Genomic DNA, 19,109 nt, shown 5'->3' on the forward strand with positions numbered 1-19,109 from the left:
GATTTAATCTTAAATATAATTTTTTCCTGCCGTTTAAAACCGAATGTTTTAAAAGCGCTAAAATTTCTAGCTATTAGGCTAAGGTTCTGTTAAAGGGAATAAAACTTCCTACAAAAGATAGTATTTTAAAGTTTAAAATTACCAACTATGTCAAAACTTAATGTCACCCAAAAGCTTATAAAAGAACATCTCTTAAAAGGAGAAATGGAACCCGGCAAAGAAATCGGGATCAAAATAGATCAGGCTCTTTTGCAGGATGCCACCGGTACTTTGGTACAGCTTGAGCTGGAAGCAATGGGATTGAAAAAAGCACAAACAGAAGTGGCTGTGCAATACGTAGATCATAATCTGCTTCAAACAGATTTTAAGAATGCAGATGACCATCTGTTCCTTCATTCCGCAGCACAACGCTTTGGATTATGGTACAGTAGACCAGGAAATGGGGTTAGTCACCCTGTACATATGCAACGCTTCGGTAAACCAGGAAAAACGATGGTAGGATCTGATAGCCATACACCTGCGGCAGGATCTTTAGGAATGCTGGCCATAGGAACAGGAGGACTGGATGTGGCTGCGGCCATCGCCGGTCAGCCGTATTTTGTCAAAATGCCTAAGGTCATGGGAGTAAAACTTACCGGAAAACTGCCAGACTGGGTAAGTGCGAAAGATGTGATCCTTGAAATGCTCAGGAGATATGATGTAAAGGGCGGAGTTGGTAAAGTGATAGAATATTATGGTGAAGGCCTTAAGAATTTGAGCGCCATGGATCGTCATGTAATTGCAAATATGGGAGCTGAATTAGGAGCTACCACAACAGTTTTTCCAAGTGATGAGGAAACCAAACGATTTTTAAAATCTCAGGGTAGAGAGGACGACTGGGTAGAATTAAAAGCAGACGAAGGTTGCGAATATGATTCTCATGATGAAATTATACTGGACGAGTTAGTTCCATTGATAGCGTTACCAACGAGTCCAGGGAACGTTGTGCCGGTTAGAGAAGTAGAGGGGAAAGAAATAAGTCAGGTGGTGATTGGATCTTCGGCTAATCCTGGGTTAAGGGATTTCTGGATCGCAGGGGCAATCGTTGAGGATAAATCTGTGAACAATGATGTTTCTTTTGACATCAATCCAACTTCCAGGCAAATGATCCAGAATATGATAGATAATAGAGCTTTTGCAAATCTTATCAAAGCAGGAGCAAGGTTCCACCAATCTGGATGTATGGGATGTATAGGGATGGGACAGGCGCCGGCCTCTGGTACAATTAGTTTAAGGACTATGCCTCGTAACTTCCCTGATAGGTCTGGAACCAAAGATGACCAGGTACACCTATGTAGTCCAGAAACTGCGGCGGCATCTGCATTAACTGGTAAGATCACAGATCCTAGAGATCTGGAGAAATTATACGATATGAAGTATCCGAAATTTCAGCATCCTGAGATCGAAATTATAAATACTGAAATGCTTGTAGCTCCTCCAGAAGATGGGACAGGCATAGAGTTAAAGAAAGGCCCCAACATTAAATCCCTGCCTTACATTGAACCAATGCAAGAGAAATATTGTGTTCCTGTTCTACTAAAGATGGGTGATAATATTTCTACCGATGAGATACTGAAAGCAGGGGCAGAGGTACTACCATTTAGAAGTAATCTGCCAGAAATTAGTAAATATTCTTATACGGTTATTGATGAAACCTTCTACGATCGAGCCATGGAAGCTAAAACCACTCATGGTGGACATATCGTAGTCGCTAAAGATAATTATGCTCAGGGTTCGAGTAGGGAACATGCTGCCATCACTCCAAAATATTTGGGTCAGGTAGCGGTTATCGCTAATTCATACGCTCGTATCGCCTGGCAAAACCTGGTTAATTTTGGAATTTTACCTCTGGAATTCATCAATATTGAAGACTATGAAAAGATAGAGCAGGGGGATAACGTTTATTTCAGGAACCTGAGAGAAGATGTGAGAAACCGTAACAATATTAAAGTGATCGTAAAAAATGATAATGGTAAGAAAGAAGAATTTGAGACCAAACATTCTATGAGCGATCGCCAGATAGATGTGCTATTAAAAGGAGGAATTATAAACGAATTTAAAGACAGGCTGGAAGAAGAAGATCTTAAAGCTTAATATTTCTCTATTTCAAGACACAAAAAAGCCTTTCTGTCAAGAAAGGCTTTTTTATTATTATTTAGTGATTTGGAATATTAGTGCGTACTCATTTTAGCTTTGCGTTTGCTCAGCTGTCTTTCTATATCACTAGTAGTTTGTGCAATTGAGGCCTCAAATGAATTCTCATTAGATTGAGCAAAAATTTCAGGACCCGGGGCACTTAATCTTATCTCTGTGATATATCCATTAGGTTTTTGATTTTCATCTCTTTTAAAATAGACATTTGCGCGAACTACCCAGTCATATTTGTTTTCGATTTTATCTAATTTCTTCTGAGTAAAAGCTTCAAGGTTATCACTTTTGTCTATGTTTACGAATTCAAAAATAGCTTCCATATATTCTTCTTTTAGTTTAGATAAATAAACATATTTCTTAGTGGCTTCCCAAAGCCCTTAGGGTAGAATTGGCAAACTTTTAGGAGTATTTTTAGACTTTCACCGGGATACCTTAAATTCTGTTTAATCTGACCGTAAATACTGTGAAAAATGAGGTAAGGCATATATAATTCCTTACTTTTAAGTTACTATGGAAACAAAGGATTTACAAAAGAAGATGATGAGCAGGGCCTTGAATCTGGCCCGTGAAGGAAGGGATATGGATAATGGAGGTCCTTTTGGTGCAGTGATAACTAAAGGAGACGAAATTATTGCGGAATCCCGTAACGAAGTTTTATGTTCTGGGGACTGCACCCAACATGCAGAATTGCGAGCTATACAGCGTGCCTGTAAAAAATTACAAACTCAGAACCTGCAGGGCTGCGTGCTGTATACCAGTTGTGAGCCCTGCATGATGTGCCTGGGAGCCGCACATTGGGCAGATTTTGATTATATCTATTATGGCGCTTCTGCTGAAGACGCCAAAGAATATGGTTTTAAATACAGTGACATGTATTTTGCTTCAGATAAGGATAAAAGACATACTGAATTCAAAATGATCCAGCTATGCCGTGATGAAGCCCTCGAAATTTGGGATAAGGTTACCAAAGAAGAATTGCATTCCTAAATATTAATAAAGAATTAAAATATGAGGTCCGGAGGATTTAACGTCTCCGGATTCTTTATTTTTATGCGGGTTGTATTAATCAAAAAAGAATGGATTCAGAAAAAGAAAAAAAGAAATCAGAAGAACAGAAAAAAGTAAACGAAGAAATTGAAAATTCTGGATCTAACGACTCAACAAAATCAAAGACGCATGGAGAGATCCTGAAACAACAGATCATTGAAGGCTGCGAAACCTATGATCGAAGTTCCAGAAGTATTCTCCTTAGTTCCTTTACCGCGGGACTTGAAATTGGATTTAGTTACTTAATGCTCTGTACCGTTTATAGTTTTTTCCAGGGAACGGTCCAGGAAGCGACCCTTTTTAAACTGATGGCCTTTGTATATCCAATCGGCTTTATCCTTGTGGTTCTGGGGCAATCCATATTATTTACAGAACAAACCTCACTGCTTACCCTTCCGGTTTTGAGCGGTAGCAGGAGTGTGATGAGTTTATTTAAAATATGGGGAATAGTTATCCTGGGTAACCTGGTAGGTGGAATGCTCATAGCTCTTACTCTATCCTGGATAGGACCAAACCTAGGTTTATTTACTTCAGATACTATTGCGTCTATAGGAGAACATTATGCCGATTATGATTTTGGAACTATCCTGGTAAGCGCCATTCTAGCCGGGTGGTTAATGGGATTACTTAGCTGGCTAGCTACATCGTCCAAAGAAACCACGGCAGAGATCATCATTATATATGTAATTACTGCGGTAATGGGATTTACAGGATTGCACCATAGTATCATTGGGAATATCGAAATTTTTGCAGGTATGCTCGTATCTCCAAAAATTGACCTGGCAGTATATTTAACCACATTAGGAACGGCACTTTTAGGAAATGCGCTGGGAGGTGCAATTTTCGTAGCTCTGTTAAAATACCGGGCTTTTATCTTCAATGTGAAAATGCCCTAATTCGTTGTTAAATCATCTTTAAACCCGATGGTTTCAGTATATCAAATCATTAAATTAGAAAAAACAATTATTATGTCTGAAGATAAAACAAATGAGCAAGCCGACTGGCAGAAGAATTCGGGAAGACCTTCTAATTTTCATGAAAAGGATGATAAACTGAAGAAAGATGGTGATGGCAATCTCAAGATAAAAAAAGATAGATCTGGAGTTACTAGTGATGAAGATGAGAGCATACAGGAAACTCTGGATTCTATAAGTGGCAAAGATGAAGAGGAGTGATCAATAAGCAATTTCCTTGTAATATTATAAATCCGGTAATTATAGAATTACCGGATTATTTTATGCCTTACCAGTAAGTAGAGGAGGAGTGGTATTTTTATTTTTAATCATTTCACTTTTCTTTGAAATTGAGTAATTTAGAATTGTTTAGATTTAAAATTGAATCAAGATTATGTTTATCAATAATATCAGAAATCTAAGACTCATAAAAGGAGGTTTACTTGCTATAGTTCTTTTTATTTTAATTTCCTGCGGTGGCTCTAATATTACCGAAGACAGCAAAGACTACAGAGAATTACAGGAACTGGTTTCTACGAGGCAATTTGAAATCGATAATAACTGGGCATATCCAAATGTAGGTGGTAATATTAACCTGATTGGTAATCCTAATTATCTTAAGATCAAGAATGATAGCGTGGATATTTTCCTGCCATATTTTGGAGTAAGACATGCCGGTGGTAGTTACGGGAGTGATAAAGGAGGGTTTGAGTATGCAGGTACCGTTCAAAACCTGAATTTCAAAGATAACCCTGCAAAAAATAATATAGAGATCACTTTTGAAACTGTTGCTAATGGAGAGAACCTGGACTTCAGGATAACTTTATATCCAAATAATACAGCGAGAACCTTTGTAAGATCTAATCAAAGAGCGACTATATCTTATGAAGGAAAATTAAGTAAAATAGAACAAGATTAAGCAGGAAGATTGCCAGTATATTCAAGAGCCTGTTTGAGATCTTTGAAATGCATGATCTTGCCATCTTTATAGAATAAGCGCTCAATGGCAATATTGGTGGTTCCAATTTCATTATGGGTGACGATACAAAAACTTCTAAGCCGTCTATTTTGCTCAAAGAATTTGATCCAATCCTGAGCTAATACCGAATAATCATAAATACGATTAGACATATAATTCACATAAAAATCCTTTCCGAAGTAATCTTCAGCCAGGGCGATCACCTGAGAACCTTTTTCCCAGCCATAGGTAATTCCTTCATTTAATTCGGTCACAATGGTTTTATCCAGAAAAATAATATCTCCAAAATCCAGATGATGAATTTGCTTTATGGATTTACCGGGTAAAAAATTTATAACAGAATTTGGATGATGCGCCATAGTTGATCAATCAAAATGATTTACAAAAATAGTGTGTAAATCTTTAAACAACAGTTACCTGTAAATAAAATAATGCTTGTTTACGCAGAGATATTATCGTAAGAAAATGAAATTTGAAAATACTTCTGAGTATTTCTTGAGGAATAAAGAGGTAGAGGCTTCAGAATCCTAGGATACTAAATATACTGAAGTAAATATTCTATTTTACATAATATAAATTATAGTTCATATATGTATTTTAGAAGATATAGTAGATTACTGTTTGCAACTAGTCTCAAGGATTATCAGGCATCAAAGAATTAAAGGCTATAATCCTATTTTACAAGTACGCGGTAATTCCTTTATTGGATACAAGTACGCGGTAATTCCTTTATTGGATATAGGACTAGAATTATTAATCCTGTTCAATTTTTCGCTTGGCCTTCATTTGACTAAATAATTCTTTGAATAACCCACGAGCGATTAATAATTTCATTATTTCATTGGTGCCGGCATAGATTCTGGCAACTCTATTATCTGCATACATTCTTGCAATTGGATAATCCCACATATAACCATAACCTCCAAATAACTGCAGGCATTCATCAACAACTTTATTGTGCATATCTGTTGCTGAATATTTCGCCATGGAAGCACTTTCAGCGCTTAGTTCATGTTTTGATAATAACAAGGTACAACGATCCAGAAAAGCCTGATGAATTTGAAGCTGTGTCGCGCATTCCGCGAGTTTGAATTGAGTATTCTGAAATGCCGCAATAGGTTGTTTAAAAGCGGTTCTTGTAGATGTATATTCAATGGTATTTTCTATGGCACCTTTAGCACCGCCAATAGCGTTTAAGGCAACTATTAGACGCTCTCTGGCCAATTCGGTCATCATGATCTTAAAACCTGAACCTTCTTCGCCTAATAAATTCTCTTTAGGAACCTTTACATTATCGAAAAATAATTCACAGGTATCTTGTGCTTTCATACCTATTTTTTTGAGAGGCTTTCCTTTTTCAAAACCATCTGAATCACTTTCTATAAGTAACAAAGAAACGCCTTCATTCCCGGTTCCTTTATTTGTTTTGACCGCAACTAAAGACATATCACTAAGATACCCGTTGGTAATGAAGGTTTTCTGACCGTTCACCAGGTAATGATCTCCCTTATCCTCAGCGGTTGTGGTAATAGCCTGGAGATCACTACCACAGTTTGGCTCGGTCATACCAAGGGAGGTGATCATTTTTCCTTTAGCCATGGCAGGCAGATACTTTTGCTTTTGCTCTTCTGTGCCATACTTCAAAAGATATGGAGCAACCACATCTGAATGCAAGGCAAAACCAGGCCCAGTAACTCCTTTTATAGCCAGTTCTTCAATAAATAAGGCGCTAAAACTAAAATCGAATCCACTACCCCCGTAAGCTTCAGGCATATCGATGCATAACAAACCTAATTCCCCGGCTCGTTCCCAGATCTTCCTGCTCACCATACCATTCTTTTCCCATTCTTCTGTTTGATCCAGCATTTCATGGTTAATGAAGTCCTGTATCATCTTTTGCATCATTTTATGTTCTTCTGATGCGTAAATTTCCCGTTCTAATAATACGTTTTGTAACATATGGCCTGAGCATTTGAATTAGTGACTTCTAAAAAATATTGTACTGGACTACTAAAGATAACTATAAATCAGGTTCTTACACATACAGGTTAGGTTCCTAACCTATATTTATTTCAATTGACTGAATTAAACAATCTATACTAATAGACGTATTTGCGAAGACTATGATCAAAAAATGTAATTGCTGCTAAAATCAGTTACTTTTACCTGAAAAATGACTTTCTTAACCTACCTGGTGATCTTTTCTACCATCTCATTTTTATTTTTTGGCGTTAGCTGCTTTTTTACCGAGCATATGCGAAATGAATTTATTCGATATGGACTTAGTAAACAGCTGTACCTGGTTGGGTCATTACAAATTGCCGGTGCCTTGGGACTCGGTTTCGGTTATAAATTTTTTCCTTCGATAGCTATTTTTTCGGCAATAGGATTATCTGTTTTGATGTTGCTTGGATTTGGTGTGCGTTTAAAGATTAGGGATTCTTTTATTCAATCCTCACCATCGATCATTTATGCTGTGATTAACACCTATATTTCTATAAGCTTATTTCATTCGATCTATTAGAAAACAGATACAAGCAACAGGCATAAGACCAAAAACAAGAAAGCGGGAAATAATTTTTATTTAAGAAGATCAAGATGATCTTTTTCGAGAATTTTCAATTTAGGATCTATGTATAACTTACAAAATGGTTTCCCCGGATCTGTCTTATAATAGTTTCTAATTTCTGGCCGGGATGCTTTGAAATTCCCAAAATCGTAGGTTCTGGTAATGATCTTTTTATCATAATCTTCCTGAAGTTCATTTAGAATCTTATCAGATAATATTTTCTGATCATTATTAAATACATATATCCCAGAGAGATACTTTGAGCGCATGCTATGGTTTGAGGTACTGTGATGGGTTATTAAATGGATCTCAATGAGTTTTTCCAGGCTTATCAAATTTGGGTGATAATGTACGATCACCCCTTCGTAAAAGACTTCCGGTTCTGTAGCGGTTGAAATATAGCCCTGCTCTACCTCCCCTACTCCTTTTAAGGATTGGAACACAGCTTCTGTACACCAGTGGCAACCTCCTCCAAAACCAATTATTTCCAGTTTCTTCAAATCTTAGTTTTTATAAGCCCTGTATAATTTACTCAATAATGCTGCCGTCTTTACGGAACATTATATCCATATTCTTTCCTTTTCTTTTGAATTCAACATCATAGAACTCCCCTTTTTCTGCATTTAAAACATGTTCTACCTCGGTGATCTTTTCATCTGGATATTTTTCCTTTATCACCTTTTTAATCGCTTCAGGTAAATTCTTCTTTTTAATATCATTTTCGGTCTCTACCCAGGTACCGTCGGCCTTGAAGTCTGCCCTATATTTTTCCCCATCCTGTTTAAAATGGGATTCCCAGTAGCCATGATCATCAAGTTTCCAGTCTGGATCATCTTCACCAGGATATTTCTTCTGGAAACTTAGCCATACTGCCTGTGGGACTTCATTATTTTTCTCTTCCTTTTTTTCCTGGCAACTCAAAATACCAAAACACAATAATCCTAGTATTAAAACTGAAACGTTTTTCATGATCTTAATTTTTTATAAAACTAAAAACAAGAGGAAACCTAGGCCGCCAACAAAATCATAAAGTTTAATTTTCTACATAACAGGTTTTATAATTAGGAAACTATCTGCTAAATTCACTTATAAATATTTTTAAAATGATCAGGATAATTCGAACCGATTCAAGTGATACAGATTTTATTGAACTAGTTAAGGAGCTTGACAAATACCTGGCTGTAAAAGACGGTGATGAGCATGAATTCTATGATCAATTCAATAAACTGGATAGTATAAAACATGTAGTGATCCTTTATAAAGAGAAAGAACCGGTAGCTTGTGGTGCGATCAAGGAATATAACGAAGATGCCGTTGAGATCAAGAGGATGTTTGTAAAACCTGAAGAGCGTAATAAGGGTTATGCCAGTAAAGTGTTACGAATACTAGAGCTTTGGGCAAAAGAACTAGGCTATGAAAAATGTATTCTGGAAACGGGAGCCAGACAAATTGAAGCTATTGGATTGTATAAGAGAAATAATTATAAGGAGATCCATAAATATCCTCCATATGAAAAAATGGAAAATAGCCACTGTTTCGAAAAGGTACTTGCAAATTAAAATATTCTGTCATTAATCCAATTGATCAACATCAGGAGCTTTCCTCCAATTCAGTTTCTTTCTCATGTTTTGAAGCTATTTTATTTGAAAATGAACTTAGAAAATCTTCCTTCGCCTTTTTCACGAAATACATTTTCATAAGGCCTTTATTTTTAACTTCGAATTCTCCGCGATAGTCACATTCAAAGTCATCACTGATCAGTTTACAGGTATTCTCTGATACATTGATCTTTCCTGGTTCTGAGTGAGATTCCATCCTTGAAGCAATATTTACAGTATCCCCCCAGATATCATAGGCGAATTTTTTGGTTCCTACTACCCCTGCCACTACCGGGCCGGAATTAATACCTATTTTAAGATCGAAATTAAGTTCTTTATATTCAATTTCAGATCTTGCTTTGGAAGACCTAACGAATTCGGTCATCTCAAAGGCAGCCATTAATATTCTCTGGGCATGGTCTTTAGCAGGAAATGGTAAACCACCGGCGCACATATAACAATCTCCCAGGGTCTTTATTTTTTCAAGTCCATATTTCTCTACTATTTCATCGAATTTAGAGAAATAAAAATCGACTGAATCTACTACTTCCTCGGGACTTAATCTTTCAGAATAACTTGTGAAGCCAACAAAGTCACCAAAAAGTACACTTACTGAGTCAAATCGCTTTGCTACCACCTTACCGGAATCTCTAAGTTCGATGGCGGTATCTTTAGGTAGGATATTCAGCAGTAATTTTTCAGATCGATTTTTTTCTTTTTCAATGATAGCCTTCGTTCTGGAAATGAATTTATTCCTTCTGAAAAGTCCGATGGCAAGAATTCCAATTAACAACAAGACAATGGCGATACCGGTAAGAACGGCCTGTTGGGTTTTTCTTTGTTGCTCCAAAAGGTCTAATTGTACCTGCTTTTGTGATATTTCATAATCTGTTCTTAGCCTGGCCATCTCCTGAACCGTTTCCAGATTATTGATACTATCTCTGAAGAGAACATAATTTTCATAATTCTCATAGGCATTCTTATAATCTCCTTTAATCTTACTTAGTTCAGATAATTGAAGATGTGCTTCACTGATTTCCTTTTTCAGGTTATATCTCTCGGCGAGATCGAGACTTTGTTCTGCGTAAGCGAAAGCCTTTTCAAGATTATTTTTCCGGAAGTATATATCAGACATGTAATTGAGGTAAACTGAAATTGGAGCGTAGTCTTCCAGTTCCTGCAGGATCTCTATAGCCTCAGATATTTTTTTCTCTGCCAGTTCATCTTTACCCTGTTCAGCGTACACCATTCCTGAATTTCCGTAATTGTAGGCAAGACCAATAGGAACATTCAGTTTAGCAAAAATAATCCCCGATTCTTCAAAATAAACCAGGGCACTATCGTATTGTTTTGTTTTAAGATATTCGTCACCGGCATTTAGAAGCGTGGTTGCTAACACCATAGAATCATTGATCGCCCTTACTTCCTTTAAACCGCGCTTATAGTAAGATTTAGCGTTCTTGGAACTTCCCATTTCTGAATAGGTGTCGGCTATGGAAATTAAAACTGCGGCTTCTCCTAAAGCATCTTTTGCCAGGCCCGCCTGTTCCTTACTTTTAAAAAAAGCCTGGAGAGCCTCGGTATAATTGCCTAACGACTGTAAATGATATCCTTTCTGAAGATATCCTGAATGGGCATAGGAATAATTAGACTGTTCTGATGCCTTTTCGATCAGAAGTTCAGAATATTTCAGGGCTTTTTGAGGATCTGCTTCATTTTCTGAGATGAGTTTTAAGACTTCAAGTTCATTTTCAAGATTCCCTTTTTCAAATATTGAAATAAGACTGTCAGCCTGTTTTTGATCCTGGGCATAAATTGAAAAGCTCAGAATACAAAACAAGCCTATTGTAAGGGAATAGGCTTTAAAATTACAAGACATTTGCAACTAGTTTTTTATAGAAAGTTTAGGATCATCTTTATAAAGTGTGTCATCACCATCTATTTTGAAATTTATCACATATTCTTCACTATCAATGGTTTTACCATCTTTTTTCGATTTGGTGGTTACAATAGTACCTTCATAATCCCCATTGCCTGTGGCATGAGGCGCAGAAGAAAAAATACTGGTCTGGCCATTCTTTTCTACAATCTCAATGCTTTGAATACCACTGGCTAGATCTGGCACCCAGGTTACATTGGCTCCAAGATCCACATTTGTATTCATTTCGTTGTCTCCAGAATCTCCAACGGAGTCTTTAAGTTTGAGCTTTGGTGGATTGCTATTTGAATTTTTTAACCCTATTGTAATGATCACGGCAGAACTCATAATTTTAAATTTGATTGGTTAATAATTGGATTAATAGAATACCACCCTGAATCAAAATTATAATTAAGGAGTTAATAGCTAATAATCAGTTACTTATAAAATTAGAGTAAATTTTATTTAAATCTGGCAGAATGGCGTATAAATTATTAATTATCAGAAATATACAAGAGTACAACTGGGCTAATGCTCTACTTCAAGATTCACAAGTTCATTTTGAATATTTGCAGGAACTGGTTGATATCCCGAAAAACTCGCTTTAAAAGTTGCGCGCCCCTGGGTTAAAGATCTAAGATCTGTTGAATAACCAAAGAGTTCCGCTTCCGGGGCGATACATTTTAGTACCTGGTAATTATGATCGCTTTCTATCCCCTGGATGATCGCTCTCCTGGACTGCAGGTCTGTCATTACATTTCCCACCGTTTCTTCGGGAACCTTAACGGTTAGTTCAACTGTTGGTTCTAATAATTTTGGATTTGCATTCAAAAAAGCTTCTTTAAAAGCATGTGCCCCCGCGATCTTAAAAGAAATATCATTCGAATCTACAGAATGCATTTTACCATCATATACCATTACCCGAACATCACGGCAATAAGAACCGGTTAAGGGCCCCTCCTCCATTACTTCCAGGATTCCCTTCATTATAGATGGCAGATAACGCTGATCTATGGCACCACCAACAATGCAGTTATAAAAAACGAGTTTACCGCCCCAGGGAAGATCGATCTCCTCTTTTCCGCGAATATTAAAACCTTCAGGTTCCGGAATATCCTCATGCCATGGTTCGATCTTCATATGAACCTGGGCAAACTGTCCTGAACCTCCAGATTGTTTTTTATGACGGTAGTTGGCATTGGCAGATCTTTGAATTGTTTCCCTGAAAGCTATTTTCGGCTTCTGAAAACTAACTTCCACACCATAAATATTTAATAAAATCCATTCTACCATGGCCAGGTGCAATTCACCCTGGCAGGAAACGATCAATTGCCTGCCTTCTTTGGAATAAGAAATTTCCACGGTTGGATCCTGACTATGTATCTTCTTTAAAGCTTCACTCAGCTTCTCTTCATCCTTATTATTGATGGCTGAAATAGCTTTATGATATCTTGGCTGAGGATATTTAATTGGTTTAATGGTTACTTCACTTCCCGGTTGGAATAAGGTATCATTGGTTTCGGTGTCCTTTAATTTAAGGGTGGCACCAATATCGCCTACGGTAAGCCTGGCCACCGCAATACGTTCTTTACCATCCATGATAAAAAGCTGGTTTAGAACTTCAGTTTCCCCGGTACGGGAATTTACCAGTTTGTCATTCAGCTTTACCTCTCCTCTTTTTACTTTGAAAAAGGTTAACTGGCCCAGGTTAGGCTGATGTACCGTTTTAAAAACGAATAAAGCCGTATTACCGTCTTTTTCAGGAACTATATCCGCACCCTCTGTACTTTGTTCTGAACCAAGATCTGCAGCAGCGGGAGCTACATTATCTATAAATCCCATAAGCCTGCCGCTACCCATGTCACTAAGGGCTGACATACAAAAAACCGGGAATAATTCATGATTCAGCATTCCGGCTTTTATTCCTTTTCTCATTTCATTTTCGTCCAGGCTGCCTTTTTCGAAGAACAATTCCATAAGCTCTTCATCATTTTCAGCGGCTTTTTCTACCAGTTCATTATGTAGAAATTCTGCTTTTTCTTTTTGATCATCAGGGATCTCTAACTTTTCTGGCTTCCCTCCTTCCGCAGGGAACTTATACATCCTCATTTTCAGGACATCAATAATACATTGAGCTCCATCGATCTTAACCGGGTATTGAATCTGTACCGCATTGTTCCCTACAAGATTGGAAATACTCTTCAGGCTTTCCTCGAAATTAAAAGCCGGGTGGTCTATTTGATTTATAACGAATATGGTAGGCTTTCTATATTTATCTATATAATTCCAGATGATCTCTGTTCCCACCTCTACACCCTGCTGACCGTTAATAATCGTAAGTATAGTATCTGCAACCCTTATGGAACTAATCACCTCTCCTATAAAATCATCAAGACCGGGCGTATCAATTATATTGATCTTATAATTTCTCCATTCGGTATGTAAAGGGGTTGCAAAGACTGAATTGCCTTTTTCGTGCTCGATCTCATGATAATCTGAAACGGTATTCTTATTCTCTACAGAACCCCTTCTATTAATGAGATCTGCCTCGAATAACATGGTTTCTGCAAGAGTGGTCTTTCCGCTGTTATGAGCGCCCACGAAGACCACATTTTTAATGTGCTTTTGGTCGTATATTTTCATTTCTTCCTGTTTTAAGTCAGCATCAGACAGGAAAAAAGATCAAAATAGAATGGGAAGTGAAACATGCAAGTACTGCTTATTAAAGATAAGCAATACCTTAAAACAATTTACATTTTTATCGGGTTTTGGTAAAAGCTACAGAAATTTTCCGGTGGAAATATAAAATACTTTATTCCGAAAATTCTTTTTTACTGAATAATATCCCGAAAGGTTTTAACTCATTGATGTTTAGCAGGACTACCGTAATGATTCCCATGATCGGGATGGCCAGGATCATCCCTATGATTCCCCATACCATATTTCCCAGGATAACGGCTACAATTACAAAGAAAGGATGTACATCTACTCTTTCCCCAACAACATAAGGTTGTAATACGTAGCTTTCCACAAATTGAGTAATGGTGAAAGTTAGGGCAATGCCAATGAGAACATTGGTATCTCCTGAAGTTAGAAAACCAAAAGCAACGGCCATGGTAAACCCTATAATATTTCCAACATACGGAATGAGCGTGAGAACAGCAGCTATAACACTAACCAGGATAAAATTATCGACTCCGGATATTCCGAGACCAATAGAATATAAAATAGCGAGTAATCCCATAAGAATCAATTTTCCCAGCAGATACTGAGGAGCTACCTTAGCAGATTTGGTAATAATAGTTTTAACGGTATCACGCTTCTCATCGGGAAATATCCGCATGAGAAAATCTTTAAAAATCTGCCGGTAATTCAAAAGGAAAAAGACATATACAAAAGTGAGCAGGTAATTAGCTAAAAAGCTTGAAAGACCACTCATAAAAGCTTTTATCCTATCGCTTGTTCCTGAATCCATTTTAGAAGAACTGTTTTTCGCTTCTTTTATATCTTCCTGATCCAAAGGAGTATGTTTTAAAGCAAAAGACTTGAATTGCTCGATCTTGGGAGTCATGGTTTCTTTTATTTCTGGCCAGTCTTCAGCAAACGAACGCACCTGGTAAGACACCAGAGCCATTAACCCAACAGAAATTGCGAAAAGTAACACACTGTTTAAAATTGCAGCCAAAGGTCTTTTCATTTTCTTTTCCATGCGTTGAGACAATGGCAAAACAACGAGGCTTAGTATGATAGCTGTTAATAAGGGAGCAAAGAAGCCTTTAGCTTTGGTAAGCCCCAGGAATAAAAAGTATGTACCTAAAACAATTGCTGTACCGTAAAGCAGTAAGCTTTTTTTAGTGATCATCTGGTTGGTTTATTGGTATAGTTTCTCCAATATCCGAAAAGTTTAAGCGACTTTCTATTAAAGAAATCAAAAACCCTGTTTTTATTTTAGCTAGTCTGATTCCGGAAAAATTGAATTCAGGGCTATGGAAGGATCAAAATTGCAGTCAATTTTGGTTATGAAAAATACCGGAAATAAAAAAAGCCATCTTTTCAGATGGCTTTAATTTTTAAAAGGGATCAACTAATTAGTCGATTAACTCAACGTTAATTGCGTTTAATCCTTTTTTTCCTTGCTCAGTTTCGAACTGAACTTTATCGTCTTCACGGATATCGTCAATTAGACCACTTGAGTGTACGAAGATATCTTCGTTAGACCCTTCAGCCTGAATAAAACCAAATCCTTTTGTATTGTTGAAAAACTTTACTTTACCTTCTTGCATTACTGTACTTATTAATTGTTATAAATTTGCCGCTTTATTTATAGATCATGCGACGATCGATCTGGATTACTTTAAAACTCCTTTATAAGGTGTTTAGAAATAATTAGTCTATAACTTCTACGTTCACAGCGTTAAGGCCTTTTTTGCCTTGCTCTACTTCGAACTGTACTCTGTCATCTTCACGAATTTCGTCGATAAGACCACTTGAGTGTACAAAGATGTCTTCGTTTGAATCGTCAGCTTTAATAAAACCAAATCCTTTGGTATTATTGAAAAACTTTACTTTACCTTCTTGCATTACTATACTTATTAATTGTTACAAATTTGCCGTGCTTGTTTAGAGATCGTACGACATACAATCTTCATCATTAACAGATCTCTAAAGAAAACTGAAAATAATTAGTCAATTACTTCAACGTTTACGGCGTTAAGGCCTTTTTTACCTTGCTCAACTTCGAACTGTACTCTGTCGTCTTCACGAATTTCGTCGATAAGACCACTTGAGTGTACAAAGATGTCCTCGTTTGAATCGTCAGCTTTAATAAAACCAAATCCTTTGGTATTATTGAAAAACTTTACTTTACCTTCTTGCATTACTATACTTATTATTATTTATAAAATTGCCGTCTTTGTTTTAAGATCGTACGACATCCAATCTATATTATTATCCTGCTCTAAGATTATCCATCTTTCCTAGCTGGCGAAGCATTTTAAAATGTTCTCCAACTGCCGAGACAAAACTGTGTTTGTTATGGTAAGGCAAACCGTATTCTTTTGCGGTTTGAGCTACAATATGCGATATCTTTCTATAATGAACATGACAGATATTTGGTAATAAATGATGTTCTATCTGGTAATTTAATCCTCCAATGAACCAGGAAAATAACCTGCTTTTTGGGGAGAAATTACTTGTTGTAAAAAGTTGATGACTTGCCCAGTCACCTTCTACGATTCCTTCTTCATTAGGCAATGGATATTCTGTTGTAGGCACTATATGTGCCAGCTGGAATACTGTTGTAATTAGCAATCCTGTTACAAAGTGCATGCTTATGAATGCCAGTACCACTATCCACCAGGCTACAGGAGCCATAATGATTGGTAATACCAATACAAATCCAAAAGAAACTATTTTCCAACCAATTACTTTTGCCAGCTCTTTATTAAAGGCTTTTCCTTCTTTAAAGAATCCCATTTTTTTGAAACGAGCCATTCTAACAAAGTCTTTCGCAGTTACCCATGATACTGTAGACAGACCATAGAAAAACCAGGAATAGATATGCTGAAACTTGTGGATCATGTACCTCTTAGTATGAGGTGTAAATCTTAAAAAGAACGGGGGGTTAATATCATCATCTGCTTCTTCAATATTTGTAAAGGTGTGATGTAAGACGTTATGCTGTATTTTCCAGATACTTGCATTCGCTCCTATTAAGTTCAAGGTATATCCTAAATACTGGTTTACCTTTTGGTTTTTTGAGTATGAATTATGAATGGCATCATGCATGATTCCCATCCCTATTCCAGCCATTCCAAAACCGCTAGTTATATATAGAGCGAAGATCAACCAGACACTGGAAACGATCCCGGTATTGATGATCACTAAAGGAGCTATGAATACCAATAACATTAAAACCGTTTTCACGATCATGCTGCCATTAGCATGCTTACTAATTTGATTAGTTTTAAAGTATGAATTTACTCGACTTCTAAGAGTCTTTGAAAATTCGGAAGCCCGTTTTTGGGCAAATTTTGGATTGTTGATACTGGTACTATTTATTTATTACTGTCTAAATACTGAAGTGACTAAAACTTGGAATATCCTGAATGGATCTACTAAAGTGAAGAAAACTAAATTATTTTTACATGGCAAATGTACATTTAAATAATCAATGTACACTATAATAACCAATTAATTTTCAATAAATTACAATTCAGGATAGTTTATGTAGTAGTATTAGGCTTGGAAATCAAGCCTGAAGAGAACTTAGATCCTTTTAACCCTTACGGCGTTAAGACCTTTCATTCCTTGTTCTAATTCGAAACTCACTTTGTCATTCTCTTCGATCTCATCTATAAGACCGCTTACATGAACAAAATATTTTTCACCGGTTGTTTTCCCAATAATGAATCCAAAACCTTTAGAATGATCAAAAAAGGAAACTTTTCCTTCGGTATCGGTTTCAGGTTCTTCATAATCTCTATCCTCTTTCTTTGGTATAGCGATCTCAATATCTTCTGCATCAACCTCTACCTTTTGCGATGGATCTGGCGGAGTGTCGGTAAGATTTCCATCTGCATCTACATAGGCGATCATATCTTCAAATGATGCTCCTTTGTTAGAATTCTCTTTTCTCTCCTGCTTTTTCGCTTCTTTTTCTTTTCGCTTCTTAAGCTTCTTTTTCTCTTTTTCTCTTTTGTTTTGGGTTTGTCCGGATCTTGCCATTCACTAAATTTTAATTACTATTCGTTTCCAACTTCAATGCTTTGAACCAACTAAACGAATACCAGGAAAATTTAATGTGTAAGATTATCTTTTGAAGGTTTAATTCAGAGAGAGCAATGGCTGATTTCAGCCTGCATCAAAATTTTGGTAAAGATAGTCATAGGAATCCGATAATAAAAGATTTAAAGCTGAGACTTATTAAAATTATTCCTTTTCATGTAAATATTTGAATACAGCGGTAAAATCAAGATCGGCCATATTTTTATGCTTCGCCATGCCGTAGACCTCCTTCGCTGCACTGGTAAGAGGACTTGGTTGCCCAAGTTCAAAAGCGGTCTCTGTAAAAAGATGCAGATCTTTCTGAAGATGTTTCAAAGGGAAGTTGGCTTCGTATTCATTATTTTCGATCCTAGATCTAAAAACATCCAGAATAGGAGCCGTAACCGGTGTTTTAAGAAGGATATCCATACCAGTCTTTTTATCTATCCCCATGGCCATTCCTAAATTCAGGCTTTCAGAAAAGGCCAGTATGCTTTGCCCCAGCAATTGATTTATCATGATCTTCATTGCCGAACCTTTACCTGCTTCACCTATATGTACTGCATCTTTACCCATTTCCATGAATAAAGGTTTAGCTTCTTCAAAATCTTCTTTTGTACCGCCGCAAAGAAATAGCAATTCACCTTCCTGTGCGGGCACCTTGGAACCTGAAACCGGAGCATCCATAAACCTGATGCCACTTTCTGAAGCCAGCCTGGACATTCTTTCACTAAAAGATGGATTTACCGTACTGGAATCGATCCAAAGAGAACCCTTCTTTAAACCTGCTAGAAAACCATCGCTACCAGTGGCCAGGCTTTCTACAACGTCTGGCTTTTCCAGCATCGTAAACATTACATCTACCCCCTCCCCTGCAGCTTTAGGTGATTCACACCAATCAGCGCCTTCGTGGATAAGTTCTTCAGCTTTTGCTTTGGTGCGATTGTAGATCTTTAAACTATGCCCGGCTTTTAAAAGGTTTGCCGCCATCCTGCTACCCATAATGCCTAAACCTATAAATCCTATTTTCATGATATCAGTTTTATGATTACTCAAATTTAACAACTGAAGAAGGAGCAATCAACAACAA

At 37.0% G+C, this 19,109-nt stretch carries 22 protein-coding genes; 7 read left to right on the top strand and 15 right to left on the bottom strand.

Annotation, left to right across the window (positions count from 1 at the left end; all coding sequences use genetic code 11):
* Nucleotides 1–147: 147 nt before the first annotated feature.
* Nucleotides 148–2,133: an aconitate hydratase gene (locus C8P64_RS07975; protein WP_108171549.1), complete on the top strand. Its 1,986-nt coding sequence runs from the start codon at nt 148–150 to the stop codon at nt 2,131–2,133.
* A 77-nt stretch (nt 2,134–2,210) separates the two neighbouring features.
* Here the strand turns inward: C8P64_RS07975 and C8P64_RS07980 are convergent, their stop codons facing one another.
* Nucleotides 2,211–2,510, bottom strand: coding sequence for an HPF/RaiA family ribosome-associated protein (locus tag C8P64_RS07980; protein ID WP_108171550.1), 300 nt, complete (start codon nt 2,508–2,510; stop codon nt 2,211–2,213).
* Between the two features lie 190 nt (nt 2,511–2,700).
* Between C8P64_RS07980 and C8P64_RS07985 the strand changes: the two genes are divergently transcribed.
* From C8P64_RS07985 to C8P64_RS08000, 4 genes are all read left to right on the top strand, one after another.
* A complete protein-coding gene (locus tag C8P64_RS07985; protein ID WP_108171551.1) occupies nt 2,701–3,177 on the top strand; it encodes a nucleoside deaminase in 477 nt (158 codons plus the stop codon).
* Between the two features lie 89 nt (nt 3,178–3,266).
* Complete coding sequence (locus C8P64_RS07990) at nt 3,267–4,133, top strand: formate/nitrite transporter family protein (RefSeq protein WP_108171552.1); 867 nt, start codon at nt 3,267–3,269, stop codon at nt 4,131–4,133.
* A 72-nt stretch (nt 4,134–4,205) separates the two neighbouring features.
* Nucleotides 4,206–4,412, top strand: coding sequence for a hypothetical protein (locus C8P64_RS07995; RefSeq protein ID WP_146167197.1), 207 nt, complete (start codon nt 4,206–4,208; stop codon nt 4,410–4,412).
* 172 nt (nt 4,413–4,584) lie between these two features.
* Nucleotides 4,585–5,109, top strand: coding sequence for a DUF4251 domain-containing protein (locus C8P64_RS08000; RefSeq protein ID WP_108171554.1), 525 nt, complete (start codon nt 4,585–4,587; stop codon nt 5,107–5,109).
* Here C8P64_RS08000 and C8P64_RS08005 read toward each other — a convergent pair.
* Both C8P64_RS08005 and C8P64_RS08010 read right to left on the bottom strand, forming a co-directional pair.
* The gene (locus C8P64_RS08005; protein WP_108171555.1) at nt 5,106–5,528 is read right to left on the bottom strand and encodes a hypothetical protein; all 423 of its coding nucleotides are present in this window, start codon (nt 5,526–5,528) and stop codon (nt 5,106–5,108) included. The two genes, C8P64_RS08000 and C8P64_RS08005, sit on opposite strands and share 4 nt — an antisense overlap.
* A 394-nt stretch (nt 5,529–5,922) precedes the next feature.
* Complete coding sequence (locus tag C8P64_RS08010) at nt 5,923–7,128, bottom strand: acyl-CoA dehydrogenase family protein (RefSeq protein ID WP_108171556.1); 1,206 nt, start codon at nt 7,126–7,128, stop codon at nt 5,923–5,925.
* 214 nt (nt 7,129–7,342) lie between these two features.
* Here C8P64_RS08010 and C8P64_RS08015 point away from each other — a divergent pair, with 214 nt between their 5' ends.
* Nucleotides 7,343–7,693, top strand: a complete 351-nt coding sequence (locus tag C8P64_RS08015; protein WP_108171557.1) for a DoxX family protein — start codon at nt 7,343–7,345, stop codon at nt 7,691–7,693.
* A gap of 56 nt (nt 7,694–7,749) precedes the next feature.
* Here C8P64_RS08015 and C8P64_RS08020 read toward each other — a convergent pair whose 3' ends face one another.
* Both C8P64_RS08020 and C8P64_RS08025 read right to left on the bottom strand, forming a co-directional pair.
* Nucleotides 7,750–8,238 (bottom strand): peptide-methionine (S)-S-oxide reductase, encoded by a 489-nt coding sequence (locus C8P64_RS08020; protein WP_108171558.1) that lies wholly within the window; start codon nt 8,236–8,238, stop codon nt 7,750–7,752.
* A 28-nt stretch (nt 8,239–8,266) separates the two neighbouring features.
* On the bottom strand, nt 8,267–8,707 hold the full coding sequence (locus C8P64_RS08025; protein ID WP_108171559.1) for a PepSY-like domain-containing protein: 441 nt from the start codon (nt 8,705–8,707) through the stop codon (nt 8,267–8,269).
* Nucleotides 8,708–8,841: 134 nt separating this feature from the next.
* On the opposite strand from C8P64_RS08025, the gene C8P64_RS08030 reads away from it, so the two are divergent.
* A complete protein-coding gene (locus tag C8P64_RS08030) occupies nt 8,842–9,297 on the top strand; it encodes a GNAT family N-acetyltransferase (RefSeq protein ID WP_108171560.1) in 456 nt (151 codons plus the stop codon).
* Between the two features lie 31 nt (nt 9,298–9,328).
* On the opposite strand, the gene C8P64_RS08035 is transcribed toward C8P64_RS08030, so the two are convergent.
* The 10 genes from C8P64_RS08035 to C8P64_RS08080 form a co-directional block, all read right to left on the bottom strand.
* Nucleotides 9,329–11,215: an adenylate/guanylate cyclase domain-containing protein gene (locus tag C8P64_RS08035; protein ID WP_108171561.1), complete on the bottom strand. Its 1,887-nt coding sequence runs from the start codon at nt 11,213–11,215 to the stop codon at nt 9,329–9,331.
* A gap of 6 nt (nt 11,216–11,221) precedes the next feature.
* Nucleotides 11,222–11,602 (bottom strand): hypothetical protein, encoded by a 381-nt coding sequence (locus tag C8P64_RS08040; protein WP_108171562.1) that lies wholly within the window; start codon nt 11,600–11,602, stop codon nt 11,222–11,224.
* Nucleotides 11,603–11,782: 180 nt separating this feature from the next.
* Nucleotides 11,783–13,897: an elongation factor G gene (locus C8P64_RS08045; RefSeq protein WP_108171563.1), complete on the bottom strand. Its 2,115-nt coding sequence runs from the start codon at nt 13,895–13,897 to the stop codon at nt 11,783–11,785.
* Between the two features lie 169 nt (nt 13,898–14,066).
* The gene (locus C8P64_RS08050; RefSeq protein ID WP_108171564.1) at nt 14,067–15,116 is read right to left on the bottom strand and encodes an AI-2E family transporter; all 1,050 of its coding nucleotides are present in this window, start codon (nt 15,114–15,116) and stop codon (nt 14,067–14,069) included.
* Between the two features lie 226 nt (nt 15,117–15,342).
* Nucleotides 15,343–15,537, bottom strand: a complete 195-nt coding sequence (locus tag C8P64_RS08055; protein WP_026934381.1) for a cold-shock protein — start codon at nt 15,535–15,537, stop codon at nt 15,343–15,345.
* Nucleotides 15,538–15,640: 103 nt separating this feature from the next.
* Complete coding sequence (locus tag C8P64_RS08060) at nt 15,641–15,835, bottom strand: cold-shock protein (RefSeq protein ID WP_011709462.1); 195 nt, start codon at nt 15,833–15,835, stop codon at nt 15,641–15,643.
* 101 nt (nt 15,836–15,936) lie between these two features.
* Nucleotides 15,937–16,131 (bottom strand): cold-shock protein, encoded by a 195-nt coding sequence (locus C8P64_RS08065; RefSeq protein WP_011709462.1) that lies wholly within the window; start codon nt 16,129–16,131, stop codon nt 15,937–15,939.
* 70 nt (nt 16,132–16,201) lie between these two features.
* A complete protein-coding gene (locus C8P64_RS08070; RefSeq protein ID WP_245889678.1) occupies nt 16,202–17,164 on the bottom strand; it encodes a fatty acid desaturase family protein in 963 nt (320 codons plus the stop codon).
* A gap of 357 nt (nt 17,165–17,521) precedes the next feature.
* Nucleotides 17,522–17,980: a cold-shock protein gene (locus C8P64_RS08075; protein WP_108171566.1), complete on the bottom strand. Its 459-nt coding sequence runs from the start codon at nt 17,978–17,980 to the stop codon at nt 17,522–17,524.
* 204 nt (nt 17,981–18,184) lie between these two features.
* Nucleotides 18,185–19,051 carry an NAD(P)-dependent oxidoreductase gene (locus tag C8P64_RS08080; protein ID WP_108171567.1) on the bottom strand — a complete coding sequence of 289 codons (867 nt, stop codon included), beginning with the start codon at nt 19,049–19,051 and terminating at the stop codon, nt 18,185–18,187.
* Between the last annotated feature and the right edge of the window lie 58 nt (nt 19,052–19,109).

The organism is Christiangramia gaetbulicola, from assembly GCF_003054225.1.
Classification (GTDB): Bacteria; Bacteroidota; Bacteroidia; order Flavobacteriales; family Flavobacteriaceae; genus Christiangramia; species Christiangramia gaetbulicola.